Source organism: Chitinophaga sp. CC14, assembly GCF_048957795.1.
Lineage (GTDB): Bacteria > Bacteroidota > Bacteroidia > Chitinophagales > Chitinophagaceae > Chitinophaga > Chitinophaga ginsengisegetis.
Genome location: NZ_JARBFY010000001.1, coordinates 2,030,310 through 2,048,946, shown reverse-complemented (window position 1 = coordinate 2,048,946; position 18,637 = coordinate 2,030,310). Strand labels below are relative to the sequence as shown.

Annotated in this window: 12 protein-coding genes, 1 tRNA gene and 1 pseudogene; 5 read left to right on the top strand and 9 right to left on the bottom strand. The window is 42.7% G+C overall.

The features are described from left to right. Positions 1 to 63: 63 nt before the first annotated feature. The 6 genes from PV783_RS08410 to PV783_RS08385 form a co-directional block, all read right to left on the bottom strand. Positions 64 to 852 carry a patatin-like phospholipase family protein gene (locus PV783_RS08410; RefSeq protein ID WP_420987695.1) on the bottom strand — a complete coding sequence of 263 codons (789 nt, stop codon included), beginning with the start codon at positions 850 to 852 and terminating at the stop codon, positions 64 to 66. Between the two features lie 23 nt (positions 853 to 875). Next, positions 876 to 2,312, bottom strand: coding sequence for a hypothetical protein (locus tag PV783_RS08405; RefSeq protein ID WP_420987694.1), 1,437 nt, complete (start codon positions 2,310 to 2,312; stop codon positions 876 to 878). Between the two features lie 108 nt (positions 2,313 to 2,420). Next, positions 2,421 to 4,022, bottom strand: a complete 1,602-nt coding sequence (locus PV783_RS08400; RefSeq protein ID WP_420987693.1) for a RagB/SusD family nutrient uptake outer membrane protein — start codon at positions 4,020 to 4,022, stop codon at positions 2,421 to 2,423. 17 nt (positions 4,023 to 4,039) lie between these two features. Next, a complete protein-coding gene (locus tag PV783_RS08395; RefSeq protein ID WP_420987692.1) occupies positions 4,040 to 7,423 on the bottom strand; it encodes a SusC/RagA family TonB-linked outer membrane protein in 3,384 nt (1,127 codons plus the stop codon). A gap of 33 nt (positions 7,424 to 7,456) precedes the next feature. After that, entirely contained in the window at positions 7,457 to 8,410 is a 954-nt protein-coding gene (locus tag PV783_RS08390; protein ID WP_420987691.1) for a FecR family protein, read from the bottom strand. A gap of 47 nt (positions 8,411 to 8,457) precedes the next feature. Then, positions 8,458 to 9,057 (bottom strand): RNA polymerase sigma factor, encoded by a 600-nt coding sequence (locus tag PV783_RS08385; protein WP_079469196.1) that lies wholly within the window; start codon positions 9,055 to 9,057, stop codon positions 8,458 to 8,460. 308 nt (positions 9,058 to 9,365) lie between these two features. Between PV783_RS08385 and nfi the strand changes: the two genes are divergently transcribed. Further along, positions 9,366 to 10,031 (top strand): deoxyribonuclease V, encoded by a 666-nt coding sequence (nfi, locus tag PV783_RS08380; RefSeq protein ID WP_420987690.1) that lies wholly within the window; start codon positions 9,366 to 9,368, stop codon positions 10,029 to 10,031. Positions 10,032 to 10,100: 69 nt separating this feature from the next. Next, positions 10,101 to 10,174, top strand: a tRNA-Asp gene (locus PV783_RS08375). 748 nt (positions 10,175 to 10,922) lie between these two features. Here the strand turns inward: PV783_RS08375 and PV783_RS08370 are convergent. The 3 genes and pseudogenes from PV783_RS08370 to PV783_RS08360 all read right to left on the bottom strand — a co-directional run. Beyond that, a pseudogene (locus tag PV783_RS08370) lies at positions 10,923 to 11,747 on the bottom strand (recombinase family protein); the annotation flags it as partial. Between the two features lie 793 nt (positions 11,748 to 12,540). Beyond that, a complete protein-coding gene (locus PV783_RS08365; RefSeq protein WP_420987689.1) occupies positions 12,541 to 13,665 on the bottom strand; it encodes a HEPN domain-containing protein in 1,125 nt (374 codons plus the stop codon). Between the two features lie 20 nt (positions 13,666 to 13,685). Further along, positions 13,686 to 14,051, bottom strand: a complete 366-nt coding sequence (locus PV783_RS08360; protein ID WP_420987688.1) for a hypothetical protein — start codon at positions 14,049 to 14,051, stop codon at positions 13,686 to 13,688. 406 nt (positions 14,052 to 14,457) lie between these two features. Here PV783_RS08360 and PV783_RS08355 point away from each other — a divergent pair, with 406 nt between their 5' ends. From PV783_RS08355 to PV783_RS08345, 3 genes are all read left to right on the top strand, one after another. Next, entirely contained in the window at positions 14,458 to 14,667 is a 210-nt protein-coding gene (locus tag PV783_RS08355) for a helix-turn-helix transcriptional regulator (protein ID WP_420987687.1), read from the top strand. A 340-nt stretch (positions 14,668 to 15,007) separates the two neighbouring features. Then, on the top strand, positions 15,008 to 17,356 hold the full coding sequence (locus PV783_RS08350) for a type I restriction-modification system subunit M (RefSeq protein WP_420987686.1): 2,349 nt from the start codon (positions 15,008 to 15,010) through the stop codon (positions 17,354 to 17,356). A gap of 8 nt (positions 17,357 to 17,364) precedes the next feature. Next, the gene (locus PV783_RS08345; protein WP_420987685.1) at positions 17,365 to 18,636 is read left to right on the top strand and encodes a restriction endonuclease subunit S; all 1,272 of its coding nucleotides are present in this window, start codon (positions 17,365 to 17,367) and stop codon (positions 18,634 to 18,636) included. Position 18,637: the final 1 nt, after the last annotated feature.

Below are 18,637 nucleotides of genomic sequence, written 5' to 3'. Positions count from 1 at the left end.
CAGGTGTGATATTTTGTTTAAATGTACTACAAATTAACAGATCGCATCAATAATACCGGCTGTTTATCCTTGTAGCATCACCGGCTCTTCCTGTAACCGGCGGCGGGTGTATTCCAGGCCGGATGTATAAATGGCTTCCAGCCGCTTGAAATCAAACATGCCGAATTTGCCCAGATCTTCCGGCTCAATAAAATAACTGCACAACAACTTATTCTTCAGCACCGGCTCACGGATAGCCAGGTGCAGGGTTCTTTCCACATTGGCCAGGAAGCCTTCTGCCGGGTTATAAGGCGTAAGCGGATTTACATGCACCCCAATGATATCGCGGTATTCCGCCAGCAGCGGCTCTATGGGCAGGTTGCCGGAAAGACCGCCATCCACATACTGCACCCCGTTTATTTCCACGGGCGGAAACAACAGCGGCACAGAAGATGCCGCCAGGATGGCCGGGATCAGCGGGCCTTCACTGAAAATACGCTGATTGCCTGTTAAAAAATCAGTGGCTGTTACGTATAAAGGAGTATCCAGTTCTTCAAATGTCTGATGCCTGAGTGTTTGCTTCAGTACTTCTGCTACTTTTTTGAGAGACAGGAAACCGGCACGCCAGTTCCGCCAGTGCATCGACAACCCGAGCTTATGCACCCGGAATATTTCCCTCACCTCATCGGTACTGTATCCATCACAGATAAAAGCAGCAGCGATAGAACCCGCACTGGTAGCAGAAATTGCTTCCGGGTAAATATCCTGTTCGGAAAATGCTTTTAAAACGCCCAGGTGGGCATATCCCCTGGCGCCACCACCGGATAAAACAAATGGTCGTTTCACAGGTGGGCGGGTTTGCTGTTCATTCATGCGGCTAATATAAAAAATCCTTTTTATTGGCCCGTTTGAAACATGATGTACACAGGGCTCTCCCCTACCTCCAAACGTATAGCCGTATCCCCCGCTTTCTCCCACTTCACTTGCTTTGCAGGTTCATCGGCCGTGGTCATGGCAGCAGTGCTAACCGGCCACGACGGTGGGTTATCAAGTACCGCATTTATTACGTGTGGTTGATAGCCTTTCTGCTGATGGGTTCTGGCGCCGGTAGGCGACCAGGCCACCCACACCAGCAAATTCGGATCATCTCCCTTTATAAATTCAAACACATACAGGGAATCCGTTTCTTTTTTTACCACACGCCGGAAACGATAATCGCCCAACGTCTGGTACAACTGCTTCACTGCCCAGAACGACATTTTCGGAACAAAATTCCGCGTAAGCCCGGAAGCGGCGTGAAAAGAGGCTTCATCTTCATCGTTATAATAATACAGGTAAGCGCGCCGGATATCAAGCGGGGCAAACACCAGGAATGACCGCACCAGGTACTGCGCCTGTTGCAGATCACTGGCGCCCTGCCAGTTCAGTTTCAGCGCCCAGTCTTTCCGGTGCTTCATAGCCTCCGGCGTACACGCATCATATCCAAATTCGGTTACCCACACTTCCTTTTCTTTTGCATGCTGGTTGCGCCATGCAATAGCGTCTTCAATTACTTTGAGATACTGCAGGGAATTATCTTCCGGGTAGCTCCGGTTCCAGCTGTTTTCACTATCAGCAGATTTTTCTATGGTAGGATAAGTATGCACATTGATCACATCATAGAGGGGAAGTATTTTTTTATCTATATACAAATCATTCAATCCCTGCGAATAGGGATCTGCTTTCACCGCCACTGCCGGCGTAACGATCTTCATCGCCGGATCACCGGCACGCACGCCTTCCGCCATTTTTGTGAACAGGATTTTAAAAAGCGCGGGATCAAACCGGGTGCCCGGCTCATTGTCAATTTCCAGGGAGGTACATAATTTCTCCGCCCCGGATGGCCCATAATAAGTGGCCATCGCTTTCCCGTAATCATATGCCCATTGCTCCTTACCAGCCCACAATTGTTTGTAATCCGGACTGCCCAATCCTACTCCCAGAAACTGCATACAGATATCTGTTTCAAACCCGGCGGCTTTCCACGGACCGTAGGCATCCCGTTTCCAGTTAATATTATTGATGGTGTTAGGTATGGTAATGGCATCGCCGGGCGCTTTCACATCCCAGCTGATGTTATGATAACTGCGCACCAGCCGGCAAACCTGCTTATATAAATCGGGCTTGAAAGTAAGATGCCCGTTGATGCCCATAAAATCCCTGAACAATGGCCGGCTGGTAACCGGTATCGAATCGGTGGCTGCCTGGCTCGTTTGTGCAGGACCATGTTCTGCACAGCCGGTCATAAGAGCAGTAAAGAAGACGATGGTGGTAAACAAATAATTCCGTGGCATAGTACAATGAGCATAAGGAGTGAAACAAAAGAGGCGAATGGTAAGAGTGAAGATATATAAATATCCTCACTCTTACCATCCGCCTGTATCATTGTTCGCTATTACCTGTTAGTTTCTCCAGCCCGGTACCTGTTTGTATACGCCGTTACTCTGCGCTATTACATCAGGATTCATGGGCCACGCCATATGTTTGGCCGGATCAAAATTACGTGCCGGCCATACCTGTTTTATTTCGTAAGAAGACAACGGGTTTACCTTATCGCTGTGGATACGGCCATGCAAAGGCGCATTGATCTTTGCATAATCACCCCATCTCTTGAGATCCTGCAGCCTGTCGGTCCATTCGCAGGCCAGCTCTACCCGGCGTTCATGCTTGAGATTTTCCATCGTAGGATTTGCGATAGCTGCCAGTCCTACGCGGCTGCGTACTTCATTCAGCGGTGCAGCGGCTTCGCCACTCCGGCCCAGTTTGATCAGCGCTTCTGCTTTAAAGAGCAGGATTTCCGCATAGCGCATCAATGGCAAATTGAGTGCAGTAGTTGGATAATCGGGGCTCTGATTGATATTGGTGTTGGTAGTAATAACGCCATCTTTACCATAGGAGTATGGCTCCATATACTTATTCATCTGGAAACCAGACAGACTGTTGGTAGAGTAGTAAGAACGCACCAGGCCAAAGAAGGTGAACTTATCCCCAAATTTCAGGATAGTCACTTCACGTCTTGGGTCATTCGCTTCGTATTCTTCATACAGTTCTTCCGTTGGCTGAAAATAGCCCCAGCCGTTGAAGATAGCCCAACCGGTATTTTCCAGTACTACGCCCGGAAATTCGGAACCGCCCTGTACACCGGAGGTAACAGACCACATATATTCTGAACTCCAGTTATTGGCAATGCTGAAAACGGCGCGGTAATTCTGCTGGCTGGTTTCTTTTCCTTTGATAAGGGCACGGTGTCCTTCATCCCTGATCTTATCCGCGAGTGCGGGGATCAGCGCCCATTTGGAAGCGTCGTACTGTGCCCAGTAAGCGTATACTTTCACCATATACCCCCAGGCTGCTGCTCTGTGCGCGCGTCCCTGGTCGGCGGTACTATATGTTTCAAAGAGGGGCAGCAGGGAGGCTGCCTTTTCCATGTCGCTGACAATTTGCGCATAGTTATCCGTTACAGATGGCAACTGAGGAGGGATACGTTTTCCAAATTCAGGATTTTCCGGTCCGTCGAAAGGAACGCCCTGGTCTTTATGTCCCCAGAGATAAGCCACCCAGAAATGTGCAAATCCGCGCATGAAATATGCTTCGCCCAAAGCCTGGTTGCGTGCGGCTTCTGTAGTATTTTTTGAAGTAGGTACATTCTGGATCACCTGGTTGGCGCGGTTGATCATTTTATACAGATCGGACCATCCGTTTTTCAGATACCCTTCACGGCCGCTTGGAATAAAGTTCTTGATATTCTCCCCATCGGCCTTCGCCCTTCCTACAATCAGGTCGTCGCTGGCGTCCTGTACCCAGAAGAGGTCACGTCCCCAGGTAGATTCATAACGCATGGCTACGTACATGTCGTTGGTAGCCTTCCGGAGATCGTTATCGCTCTGCCAGAAATAAGCAGTAGTAGGTGCGCCGTTGGGTTTTGTATCTACCCATTTGTTACAGGCACTTGCACCCAACATCAGCGACCCCGCAAGAAATATATGTTTGAATGTTGTTTTCATAAAAGCGTTTGATTTGATCAGAATTTAATATTTGCACCCAGGGAAAACACGCGTGATACCGGGAACTGGCCGCCATCAAGACCAACACCACCTACTTCCGGGTCCATACCGGTGTATTTGGTAAAGGTGAGCAGGTTATCGCCGCTGAAGTATACGCGAAGGCCCTGGTTCCAGCTCATTTTCTTAAAGGTGTAGCCGATCAGCAGGTTCTTTAATCTCAGGTAGTTACCATTTTCAAGATACCAGTCGGAGTTGGTCTGGAAATTTTTGTTGGGATCATTTGCTGAGATACGGGGGATGTTGGATCCTTTATTTTCAGGGGACCAGGCATCGAGGATTTTATCCCAACGGTTGTATCCCTGTTCGGAGCCGCTTAAGGTAGTCATCTTGAAAGCATTGAACAGCTTTACGCCGCCTACTCCCTGCATAAACAGGCTCAGATCAAAATTTTTCCAGGTGAAGCTGGCGGTGAATCCGTAAGTGAGTTTTGGAAATGCGTTGCCCATGTATACGCGGTCACCGTCGTTGATAGCGCCATCTCCATTCTGATCCACAAATTTCAGGTCGCCGGCTTTTGCATTAGGCTGAATCATTTTACCATCTTTCTGATAAGCTTTTGCTTCATCATCTGATTGGAAGATACCGGCCGTTTTTATCAACCAGTAAGAATAAAATGGTTCTCCTACTTTAGAGCGGAAAGGGGTGAGCACTCCTCTGAAGGCATCAGTGTGTACCCATGTAGCAGCCGGATCTTCATCTATGGATTTCACCCTGTTCTTTAATGTAGCGATATTAGCCCCCAGGTTATATCCTACCATACCGATATGATCGTTCCAGGTTACAGCTACTTCAAAACCTTTATTGCTGATTTCTCCTTTATTAATATACGGTGCGCCTATACCGAAAGTATTGGGCCAGTTGGATTGCAGCTGGATCAGGTCATAGGTAAGTTTATCAAAATAATCGGCGGTGATATTCAGTCGTTGTTTCAGGACGCTGATGTCGATACCGATATCTGACTGCTGGGAAGTTTCCCAGGACAGGGACCGGTTAAACGCACTTCCATTAGCGAGCGAGTTGGATCTTGGCGCACCGTCGCCCACCTGGAAAGTATAATCCGGAGCGAGTTTAGCATAACCATAATAATGTCCGATGGAACCCAGGTTACCAATCCTTCCCCAGCTTCCCCTGATTTTGAGCAGATCCATCCATTTTACATTATCCATGAACGACTCTGAGCTGATTTTCCATGCGGCAGTTACACCCGGAAAACCTTTGGAGCGATAACCTTCCGCTAACCTGCCGGCAACATCATTACGGTAACTGGCGGTTACAAAGTAACGGTCTGCCCAGCTATAGGATAATCTTCCTACATAGGAAACTGTTCTGTCTTTCCATTCATCGTCAGCTGGTTGATTCTGATCAAAGATGGTGGCATTGGTAAAGAACTGCGCCCAGTCGGATTCGTTTTCAAATCCTTTGGCAGCGGCAGAAAAATTGCGGTTGGATTCTTCCTGCCCTGTCATAGATGCCATCACACCAATGTTATGCCGGTTGATGATCTTATTGTAATTAAGGGTATTTTCCCAGATCCACTTGTATCCTTTATCTGTAGAATAGGTTAAAGTATTCTGATCATTTGGTTTTCCGGGCTCTGTTCTTCTTGGCTCAAAGTTTTTCCACAGTGCATTTTGCTGACGGTAAGAAAAACGGGACAGGTAAGTAAGACCAGGGATAATATCAGACACCGTTAACTCCGTTGCCGACTGCAGGTCATTCCGTTTGTTATAGGGTTGGTTTCTCAGCAGGGTGGCTACCGGGTTGATCACGTCTCCGTAGATCCCGTTATACTGGGAACCTCTTGGACCTACGCCACCAAAGGTACCATCGCTGTAGTACGGGGTAGCGGAACGCGGCATGTACAGGGCAGAAAGGATAACGCCGCTGTAACCGCTGGCGGTTTCTGCATCCCTGTTATCATTGTTATTCCAGAAGAGATCCTGGCGCAGTTTAACGTTCTTACTAAACTGGTAATTTGCATTAAATCTCAGGGAAATATTTTTATTATAGGTATTGATCAGCGTACCTTCTTCTTTCTCATAACGTGCCTGGAAGAGGGTGGAAAATTTATCTGTTCCGGCGTTTACGCTGATATTGTGACGTTGTATCAAACCGGTGCGGAAAATTTCATCCATCCAGTTGGTGCGCGTTACCAGGCCATCCGGGTTTTTCGCAGGATTCCATCCTTCCAGCGGAGTCAGTCCTGCATTGGTTTGCGCGAGGTCGGATACTTTACCCTGCTGTTCTGCAGTGAGTGACTGCAAGGTGCGCCAGGGTTGCTTGGCGCCTACAAAGCCGGTATACTGTACGCTGGGTAGTCCTTTTGCAGCCTGGCGGGTAGTGATGAGGATAACCCCTGCCGAACCTGAGAAAGCACCGTAAATAGCCGCAGAAGCAGCATCTTTCAATACTGTGATGGATTCCACATCAGCAGGGTTATAAGGCGCACCAGGTACACCATCTACCACATACAGTACATTATCATTCAGGGAACCTACGCCACGGATTACTACACTGTTGGCATTGCTGGTATGGCCACCATTGCTTACCACCGTGATACCGGGTACTTTACCTTGTAACATATTGGCCACATCCAGTACCGGGCGTTCCTTGATCTGCTTCATGTCTGGTACTACTGCTACGGCAGCGGAGAGGTCACCTTTTTTTGCAGTGCCGTAACCAAGTACCACCACTTCATTCAGTGCGTTGTTGCTGGTTTTCAGTGTAAGGTTCACCGTATCTGAGCTACCGGCAGGCATTTCCACTGTTTCGTAACCTACATAGCTGAAGCTGAGTATGGCTTTATCACTTTCCAGGGTGATTTCAAATTTGCCATCGGCATCTGTAACGGTTCTTGTTTTAGTGCCTTTTACCCAAACAGATACGCCGGGAATCGGTTCTTTATTTTCAGTGGTAACACGACCAGTGATTTTGCGGGCAACTGCCTGGGTAGTTTGTACTTCCGGATCTTTCTCTGCTTTCCGGAGCAGGATGGCTTTGTCGCTCACACTGTACTCAATACCTGATTTACTACGGAGCATGTTAAGGGCTTCGTTCAGCGTAATATTATCCGGTTTGAAATCCCTGACAATAATTTTGTCGAAGTCCTGTTTTACATAGTTAAATGTAAAGCTGCTCTGGTGTCCCAGTGCGCTCAGCACCTGGGAGAGGGAGGCACGGGAAATATCCAGTTTCACTTTTTCGCTCAACCCGTTTTGCCTGGCGTATCCGAAGGTAGCTGGCAACAGGGCACATCCCATTAGCAGGAATCGTTTGATGCGGGATACAGCCCGCCCGCTGCTGCGGGTATGCTGATCAGCGGAAGTAAATGTCATTTTCATGTGTTGAAATTTTCAGGAGCGTTCACGTGTTATTTAATAGATGATCACCTGTTTGTCGGAAATACGGAATTGTTTACGGCTGATGTAACATAGATTTCCCAGCATTTTTACGAAGCTGTCTTTTTTGAAGAGTACAGATACATTCTTTTCGATGCCTTGTGTGTTCTCCCATTTCACCTGATAACCGTTGCGTGTGCACAATCGCATAACGGCATCTTTGAATGGCAGATCAGTAGCGCTGAAGGCGCCTTCTTTCCAGGCGGCTACTTTGCCGGCTTCTGTAGCGGAAATATTCAGTGCTTTATCTTCATTATTATAGGCGGCGGCGTAGCCGGGCTTTAGTAGGGTACTGTCTTTTCCCGAGCATACTTTTACTTTACCCTGTACCAGTGATACACGGGTTAATCCTTCGCCGGCATAGGCTTCCACGTTAAACTGCGTACCCAGTACCTGGATAGCGAGATCCCTGGTGTGGATCACGAATGGTTTGTTCCGGTTGCCTTGTACTTCAAAAAAGCCTTCCCCGGTGAGTTGTACGTTGCGGCTTTGCTTATTATAGTCTTCCTTCCATTTAAGGGAGGCCGCGGTATTCAGCCAGATACGGGAGCTATCCGGCAGTACTACCAGTTTAATATCGCTGGTTTCATTGGTAACCTGGAATGATTTGTTATAAGCCAGGCGGGCGGGCGGTTGTTGTGAATAACGCTGCCACATAAATCCTGCGCCGGCCAGCAATAATATGCTGGCTGCAGCGGCCCATTGAATGGGACGTTTCTTCCACCAGGCTACCGGAGCTGCCGGGAGCATGCTGTGAAAATTAGCCAGGAACTGCTGCCGGTAAAGGTTTGATTCCAGGGCAGACAAATCTGCTTCGCTGTTTAAACCGTCATACCAGTTGTCCAGTAGCGCCAGTTCTTCCCGCGTACATTTTCCTTCATGAAACTTTTTCAACAGGGCTTCAGCCCTCGGATATTTTTGTGTTGCCATCTGTTAATGAATACCCGCAACACAAAAAATGTTAACTCTCTCTAAGGTTAAGGAATTGTAAACAACAAAAAAGAGGAGATAAGGCTGGCAGACAAAGCCGGATTTGCTTTAATATGTGCCTTTACCTGTTTAAGGGCACGGCTATATAAAACGCGCGCGGATCCTGCATCTATACCTAGTTGCTGCGCAATTTTCTGGTAAGAATAGTGATGGTTTACGCGAAGGATAAATAGCTGGCGCTGACTGGGAGAGAGGATTTCCAGCGCTTCAGAGATAATGGTTTCTTTCAGTCCGTGCAGTTCATCGGAGTTTATTGCATCCGGTGATTCCAGTGTATCGTTTAATAATACTTCCAGTTTTTTCAGGTGTGCCTGGTAACGGCCATTAGTGCGATAGTACTTAAAGATGCGCAGTTTCAGGGCATGGAGCAGGTAAAACTCCAGCGTTTCATCTTTGGGCACATCTTCCCATTTCACCCATAGTGAAAGCAGTACATCCTGCACAATATCAAAGGCGTCGTGCGGATTGGTTTTCGCCACGGCGATGCCGAGTAACTTATCCCAATAGGCCGCTACAGCCGCCTCAAATTCAGCCTGGCCGGAACTTCCGGATGTATGATGGAAAGATATTTTCTTAAGCGCAGACATAAGTTGAATATAACAGTCCCTACAAAAGTAATTGTCTAATATTACGTGGATATTAACGTTAGGAATTCCAGGCTTCTTTTCTTTTTAAAAATCGATTTAGCAAGACCTTACAGGAAGACGTGACATTGCTCCTGTACTTTTCATCGTGAACTGAAAATTAAATTGTTACTGTATTTTGATTGATAATTTAATGTGGACTGATTGGCGTCAATCAAATATAAATTTACTTTTTCAAACGGGAAAGAATATTTATAAGCGTACATCTTACCTCAAAAACGGTATCTTTCTACCTGTTTTAAAAGTTACCTATGCTCACCGAAGATGCAGCTATCGCCATACAGGAAGAATTACGCCGGCAGGTAATCACCACAGATGAATTGCCGGATACCATTAAAATTATTGCCGGCACCGATGTGGAATACGATAAAGATTCCAACCTGATTGCAGGCAGCATTGTACTGCTGGATTATACCACCCTGCAGGTAGTGGCCGTAGCCACCCATTGTATGGAAGTTACCTTTCCCTATATCCCCGGACTATTCTCCTTCCGGGAGATGCCTCCCCTCCTGAAAGCCTGGGAAAAACTCCCGCTGCTCCCCGACCTCGTCGTTTGCGATGGCCAGGGACTCGCCCATCAGCGCCGTTTTGGAATGGCCTGCCACTTTGGTGTAACGGTTAACAAACCCGTAATCGGCTGCGGCAAAACACGGCTATGCGGCGAATATCATCACCTCGGGGAAGAAAGAGGCAGCGTTGCACCACTAATAGAAGGCAGTGAACATATCGGCAACGCCCTGCGAACACAAACCGCTACCAACCCGGTATTTGTTTCCACAGGACATAAAATATCACTGGCCACTGCCACCGACATTGTACTGAAACTTTGTACACAATACCGCTTACCGGAAACCACCCGGATATCCGATCATTACGGACGGCTGGCACTACTGGAGTATAAAAATTTGGAGAAATGAATTTATTATTTATATATTTGCAGCCCCAAATGGGGAATACAGAATGGCTGAAAAGCTTGCCTGTAGGAAGGATCGGTAGTTCAGTTGGTTAGAATGCCGCCCTGTCACGGCGGAGGTCGCGGGTTCGAGTCCCGTCCGGTCCGCAAAAGGGGACAAATCATCAGAAGTATGATTTGTCCCCTTTTCATTTTCTGGGGTATTGCCCGACAGGTGGGCGATTAGCGCGAATACTTCATTTACTTTTCCGGTTCGAAATACCTCATTTCTGCGATCATAGACGATTCCTTCAGGAAATATTAGTTTTTGTAACTTCTCTTTTATACCAGCATCGCCGGAATGCCACACCATAGGCAGTTTAGAAGAAAGTGACAGTGCATATTTAATAGCTTCTTCCGGGTTCGAAATGCCCAGCTTACATTTGTCCAGTTGCGCAGCTATATTTTCACGCTCCTTAATATAACGAGGATAAAATTTATCAAAAGTTTCCTGGCTCATCTCCTTTAGCACAAAACGACTTTCCTCCAGGCCATCTATCTTTTTATTTATTTCCCTTAATTGGTTAGCCAGAATACCTTGTTGTTCCAGGTTACCCTTATTCATTTCGTTGTATTCAGCGATAAGCACTGATTTTAATGGCTCTATTAGCTCCTCCTGCACACAATACCGGTCCAATAGCTCCTCAAACAGTTCATGCATTCGTTTCGCACTTTTATTGCACTTACAACCATCTGTCCGGCATTTATAATACCATAGCCCTTTGGCTTTTACAACATACCCTGTAAATGGCTGATGGCAGGTATCACATTTGATAAACACCTTTAGCGGTAGCGCACTATCTTCTTTCTTGTGTGGTACACCATAACCAACAGAACCCGTATGAATGTTATTCACCTTTAAAAAGATTTCCGGGCTAATCATCCTTTCATGCTCACCTTCTACTATTTTCCCTTCTAACAATCCATGATTGATAATACCACAATAAAAGGGCCTCTTAAAAATTTTGGTAAGTTGTTGTTTATACATCTTAACACCCATGGCCTTTAGTTTCAAAATGATTTCCTCATTTTTCATCCCTTCGGATTTCCAGATAAAAGCCTTTCTTAACTTCTTCCCCACTTCATTCACAACAATCTTCCGTTGTCCGTTGGTTCTCACGATATCATACCCTTGCGGGGGCTTACTGACCCAAATACCTTTATCAAACTTCTCCTTCATGCCAGCCATTGCCCGCTGTTTACGTAGCTGATTGTCGTATTGGCTGAATATAAAGTGAATACTCTGCTGTAATACTCCACTCGGATTAGAAGTATCCGCCGGTTGGGTAACAGCAAATACAGTGACACCATATTTATCCCTTAACTCTTCCGCCAGTTTTATAGCCGCGCCACCAGTCCTGGAAAAGCGATCGAGGGTATAAACCAGCACATGACTTACTTTTCCTTTATGCTTTTTAATAAATTCCAACATTCTCATAAACTCCTTACGGCCATCAGTTTTAGCACTTTCGTAGGTGCCGCCAAAATAACCTATAATAGCAAGATTACTCCGTTGTGCATAATCTTCGATAGCTTTCCGTTGAACATCAAGGCTTAGATTATGATTTGCCTGTTCTTTGCTGGATACACGTGTATAAACAATTGCAGCCTGGTCGGTTATTAGGGGCGCCTTTTTCTTTGAATAGTTACTAAATTGGGCAAAAACATTTAAACTACTCATGCAGCTCGTTTTTTAGGCGTTAGGGGTAAATTGACAATTTTCGTATTATTAGCTTCTGGCATTTGCACTGATAACAGAATCCTCGCAAATACGCGAAGTGATTCCATAATTTGAGAATCTTGTTTATGCCTCAAGTCTACTAACATCATGTTATGAGTATCCACAGTAGAGGAAGACTCTGGCGATGTATGAGATGTGGTGACGTTTGTTGATACTTCAGAGATATTCCCATTATCCATAACGATGAACTTAATTTAGGCTAATCATATTCATAGTACGACTTGGAGTATTACGTTAAACAAGACTATTGAGTCCCAATAACATGCTTTCACATCAGTGTTGCATTATGTGGAGTTATGCTCAATAATGCCTAACAGCGAGTACCTACCTACAGAAACGATAGCTTTAAAAATTAATTCTTCAGTAATGCGATTTACCATTTTAGCCACAGCATTCATTTTTTATTTTTTTTGCTGAATGTTTGTCACTACAAAAATACTAGTACGCGTAGAGCTACTTTTCCACTTTTGTTCAAATTTGATCGATTTGGACAGATTTTTCCCAATATTGCTCGAATTAGATAGATTTTGGGCTTGATATACAATAGCGTAATCAGGGCAAGGATGAGACAAGGACGAGACAATCTGCATAAGCGCCGATTTGATTTCCATTTAAAAATCATTGACTACTAATTGCCGATATTTAAAAATGATTGCCGTTTATTTGATTTCGGGTTAATATTGTATCATTCAGGAAACCATATATTGAACATGTGGATTAAATCAGAGGTGGCTCAAGAATTTTCTGCCAACAGACAAAAGCTATTCAGTCTTTCTTCGAGTACTTTAAGCGCAGTCGATTGAAATAAAGTAACACGATCCAATAAAATATTCAAATCCTTATCATTTATCACATAATCATTTCTATAACGAGTGTGGATATACGCCTTATTCAGCAGTACCAATAATTCCTGCTCCTTACCTGTGTTCTGTGGAAAAATTTCATTAAGCTCTGTTGTAAGTCGCAAACTATATCGTAACATTCTGGATAAATTATGTCCGTAGGGATAATGAGAGGTTAGGGAAATCAATAAAGCGCGCAAGGTGTGCTCAGTTGCCTGGTGTAAAGAATGGGCCGCCAAATTATTTTCTCTATTACGCATATAATATTTAGCACCTCCCAAGTAAGATTCAGCTTTCCTAAATTCATCATGGAAATGTGAGCGTGCCTTTTCAATAATACCGAAGGGATTTTTTATAACAGGCATGGTCGATACTGATGTCTCCTTTTCATAAGTAAGATTAGTAGATCTGCAAATTATTGAGTAGAAAATGTGGCCTTCATCCAATAGCTTGATTAACTCAGCTTCTTTTATGAATGAAACAATGACTGATCCCAACTTAGCACAAGCCGATTCAATCAGGGCTTTAATCTCTTCATACGGTAAGGATTCCGCAGGTAATACTACCAGATAATCATGCAACACCATTTCTTTACCAGCGTCAAGACTAGTACTTACTAAGAATAGCCTTACCGGTTCAGCAACCTTCACAATGAGATCAATAATCTTTTGCTCGAGTGTCTTCTCTTTACTATTTAATATCTGCTGAAGATCGGTACGATCCTCAAACTGGAGCTTTCTACGCTGCATATACTGGTTGTTAATAATATGCGCCGCCTCTACAAGCTTTCCAATTTTCTCATGATATAAAACCAGTGTACACTTCTCCTTCTTGCTAAGATGAGTATTAAAACTACCGGTTACAGCAGCTTTAAAAAACTCCCAATGTAGTTCACGGATATATGGTAAATGGTCGAAATCAAATAACTCATAAATAACCAGGTAAGGATTAGCAATTTCTTCGTTACTAAGATTTTGGGCATATAATTCTGTTTCGGGATAGTCTCTCCGGATCATGTTAAGTAAGTTTGACGGGGTTACAGATTTTCTAATACTGAAAATGGTTCTTTACAAGGAAGAATATCCCTTAATAGCTGGATTCGCTCTTCAAATCCGTGTTGCCTGAGATATAAAAGTGTATGACGGAGACAAGTTTTGTAAATAAGAATACCTATACTCCTTTCCTGGATTAGCTGAACCTTTTGTTGCCACAGCTCAACAAAAACACCGATCGTAATTTTCTCAATTTGATAAGTAGTTCTTAGTCCAGATAAGCGAGCAATAGCGGCAAATACTCGTTCCTGATAGGTATCCACAAAGTTTTCAAATGCTGTGAGATCACCTGAGATGATTATTATATTTTTTCCTAAAGGGGAAAGGTTGTCGTTAGTCTTACAATTCATAGCAGTGTGTTAAGTGTTGGAGAAATAAGAAAACTGCTTGTAAGGACTAACCAGGGGGAGTGTAACAAAAGAGACGTGGGTTAGCCCTTACCGTTCCTGAAGGGCTACGACACCCCGATGGCGAATAAGGACGCCCACGTCTTGACCTTAAATATAAGGAAAACGTGGGCGATTTACCTTATTTCCCGCCATCTCCAAAAGGTCGTAGTTTTCAGGAGCGAGATAAAGCAAATACGCTTTAATTGATCATATTTTAATTAGCCTATGAGCTGTTCAGAGAATACATTTAAGTTATTTAAAGTATAATCCAAGTTACATAAAATAACTTAAAATCATTAAATAAACTTTAGGTTATTGCTATATAACTGAATGCTAATACTTTAAGTCTTTTTTTGTTAGTTGCAACATGGCAGATCCAAAAAGAAGATATAATAGAATCAAAATTGTGCTGTTAGAGAAAGAAAAGACTAATATTTGGTTAGCCGGACAGTTGGGGGTTAGTACAACCGCTGTTTCCAAATGGTGTACAAATCGGAACCAACCTACTGTGGAAACGCTATTTAAAATTTCAGAAATATTGAATGTTGGAGTTTGTGAATTACTTGTTGCCAAATAGATAAGCGCAGTTTCTTTACCTCAAAAATCCAAATAGAATATAGATGATAATATCCATATTTAAAACATTATATATAAAAATATGGAATTACCCAAAACTCCACGATATCATAATTCCTTCTTTTTTCTTAATTTGACCGCTCGTCGTTGTGTTCCTACTTATTTTTCTTAAAATTTATGTTAGACAAGTCTTTGGAATTATTACCTCATATTCTTATCCAGAAAATATTCATAGAAGGGAATGTTCATTGAATATGGCTCAGAGGGTCAATGGAATGTCCATGACAAAGTGAAAATAAATTGATTTCGTAATAATTTAATTAGTAAAATATATTAAATAAATGAATACTTCCGTACATAATAAACTTGTCTCTTTCATTTGGTCGATAGCAGATGACTGCCTACGCGATATATATGTGCGAGGAAAATACCGGGATGTGATTTTGCCAATGGTCGTACTTCGCAGATTAGATGCTTTATTGGAGCCTACTAAAGATGAGGTGATGAAAGAACTAACCTTCCAAAAGGAAGATGCAAAATTCACCGAATGGGATGAAAATAGCTTAAAACATGCATCCGGCTACGTATTTTACAATACGAGTGTGTGGACATTGCAACAGCTTCATGATACCGCTACTAATAATCAACAAATCTTACTTGCAAATTTTGAAGATTATCTCAATGGCTTTAGCCCAAATGTAAAAGAGATAATTGAAAAATTCAAGTTGCGTAGCCAAATTAGGCATATGGCAGGCAAAGATGTGTTACTGTCTGTATTAGGGAAATTCACATCTCCCAATATTAACCTTACTCCATTTGAAAAACTAGATCCAGAAGGCAGAAAATTACCAGCTTTATCCAACCTCGGGATGGGATACGTATTTGAAGAGCTGATCAGGAGATTTAATGAAGAAAATAATGAAGAAGCAGGGGAACACTTTACACCTCGTGAGGTAATTGATTTAATGACGCATGTGGTTTTTGAACCTATTAAGGATCAACTTCCACCAGTTATTACCATATATGATCCTGCATGCGGTTCTGGTGGCATGCTTACCGAATCTCAAAACTTCATCAAGGATGAAGATGGCGAAATAAGAGCTAAAAGTGACGTGATCTTATACGGTAAAGAGATTAATGACGAGACGTATGCCATCTGCAAGTCGGATATGATGATTAAAGGAAACGACCCAGAAAATATCAAAAATGGATCAACCTTGTCCACAGACGAATTTGCAGGTACATATTTCAATTACATGCTTTCCAACCCTCCTTACGGCAAATCCTGGGCTAGTGAAGTGAAAAATATAAAAGATGGTAAGGACATTATAGATCCCCGCTTCCAGGTTAAACTCAAAGATTATTGGGGTAATGAAGAAGTGTCAGATGCTACCCCTCGTTCTTCTGACGGACAACTATTGTTTTTAATGGAGATGGTGAGCAAGATGAAACCCCTGAGTCAAAGCGCCAGTGGCAGCCGAATTGCATCTGTCCACAATGGTTCTAGTTTATTCACCGGTGATGCAGGTGGTGGAGAAAGTAACATACGCAGATATATCATAGAAAACGATTGGCTTGATTGTATCATACAATTACCCAATAACTTATTCTATAATACTGGGATTACCACTTATATATGGGTATTAGCCAATAATAAAGCTATTAACCGTAAAGGCAAGGTGCAATTGATCGATGCTAGTCAGCTTTATCGCAAACTTCGTAAAAACCTCGGAAATAAGAATTGTGAATTTGCTCCAGAGCACATTAAAGAAATATTGAGCGTATACAGCAAAATGAGCATTGTTGAACGTACGGGAGAAGAAGGTATAGCCAGCCAAGTATTTGACAATAGGGATTTTGGATACTATAAAGTAACCATAGAAAGACCCAAAAGGCTAAAAGCACAATTTACCTCTGAGCGTATTGCAGAGCTACGTTTTGACAAATTATTGCGAGAACCAATGCAATGGGCTTACGAGACGTTTGGCGACGAAGTATATAGTGATATCTCTAAACATGCCAAAGCTATACTGGATTGGTGTGAAAAGCAGGATCTCAATTTGAATGCTAAACAAAGTAAAGCACTAACCAGTGAAGCTACCTGGCAAAAACTATTAGATCTTCTAAATCATGCCACTACACTTCAAGAAGTTATTGGTAGCGATGAATATAACGACTTTAATTTGTTCTCTAAAAAGGTAGATGAAGTATTAAAAGAAAGAAAGATAAAACTTTCGGCATCAGAAAAAAATGCTATTCTAAATGCTGTTAGCTGGTATGATGCAGAGGCTGAAAAGGTAATCAAAGCGTATACGAAAATCACAGGCAATGATCTAAAAGATCTATTGATTCATTTGGGATGTGAAGAAACACAATTATCTGATTACGGATATTATGCCACCAGTAAAAAAGGAGAATATCTGCAATATGAAACTGAAAGTGATTTGCGTGACACCGAAAATATTTTATTAAAAGAGAATATATACGAATATTTTTCACGCGAAGTTAGACCTCATATAGATGAAGCATGGATAAACCTGGATGCTACTAAGATCGGGTATGAAATAAGTTTTAATAAGTATTTCTATCGTCATAAGCAATTACGCAGTATCGAGGAGATAAGCGCTGAAATACTTCAATTAGAAGAAGAAAGTGAAGGTTTAATTCGTGAGATTTTAAACTTGGCATAATTAAGGACATGATGGAAAGTACAAAATTAGAAGAATATTTAACATACAGAGATTCAGGAGTTAAATGGCTTAACGAAATCCCTTTGCATTGGAAATTGGTAAGGCTAAAGTATATAGTCAGCTATCAGAAGGGAAAAAACCCAAAGGAAATCTCCCTCGAAGAAACTGGAGATATTTATTTGTCCATGGAGTATCTTCGAGGAGACTACAAAAAAATACAATATATAAATAACTCTAAAGGACTAGTTTCTGTTGAAGAGAACGATATTCTGTTATTATGGGATGGATCTAACGCTGGAGAATTTATTAGAGGAAAAAAAGGAATCCTTTCCTCTACAATGGCAGTGATAAAAATTAATTCTATACATGAAAGATACTCTAAGTATTATTTAAATGTCATTGAAAAACAATTAAGACAGTCAACAATTGGCATGGGTATTCCCCATGTCAATAGCGAGGAACTAAAGAACCTAATCTTTCTAGTTCCTCCATATAAAGAACAAATTTCAATTGCACAGTTTCTTGATAGTAAAATCCATAAGATTGACAAGGCTATTAACCAAAAAACAAGACTGATTGAATTATTGAAAGAACGAAAGCAAATTCTTATTCACAAAGCTGTAACACATGGTTTAGATCCAACCCTTCCTATGAAAGATAGCGGTGTAGAGTGGATTGGAATGATACCGAAGCATTGGAAAATTGTGACCAATTATTCACTATTTGAGCAACGAAATGAGAAGGGAAACGATAAGTTACCTATTTTGAGCATATCGATACACACTGCTGTATCATCAGAAGAGTTAAATGACGAGAACAATATTAGAGGAAAAATTAGGATCGAGGATAAAAGTAGCTATAAGCTTGTTAAGCCAAATGATATTGCTTTTAATATGATGAGAGCATGGCAAGGTGCAATAGGTTCTGTAAGCACAATGGGAATGGTAAGTCCTGCTTATATAGTTGTAAAACCCATAACAACCATTAATTCTATTTTTTTTGAATATCAATATCGTACAGATTTGTTTATTCAGCAAATGGATCGATTTTCTAGAGGGATTACGGATTTCAGAAAACGTCTGTATTGGAATGAGTTCAAACGCCTTTTTACAATTCTGCCTCCCGAAAATGAGCAAAGAGAAATTGTGGAATTTGTGGAAAATGCCACGGCGAAAATTCAAATTGCTGTTGCTTATAAACAAAAAGAAATAGAAAAACTAAAAGAATACAAATCCACCCTCATCAATTCCGCAGTTACCGGAAAAATAAAAGTGTCCTAGT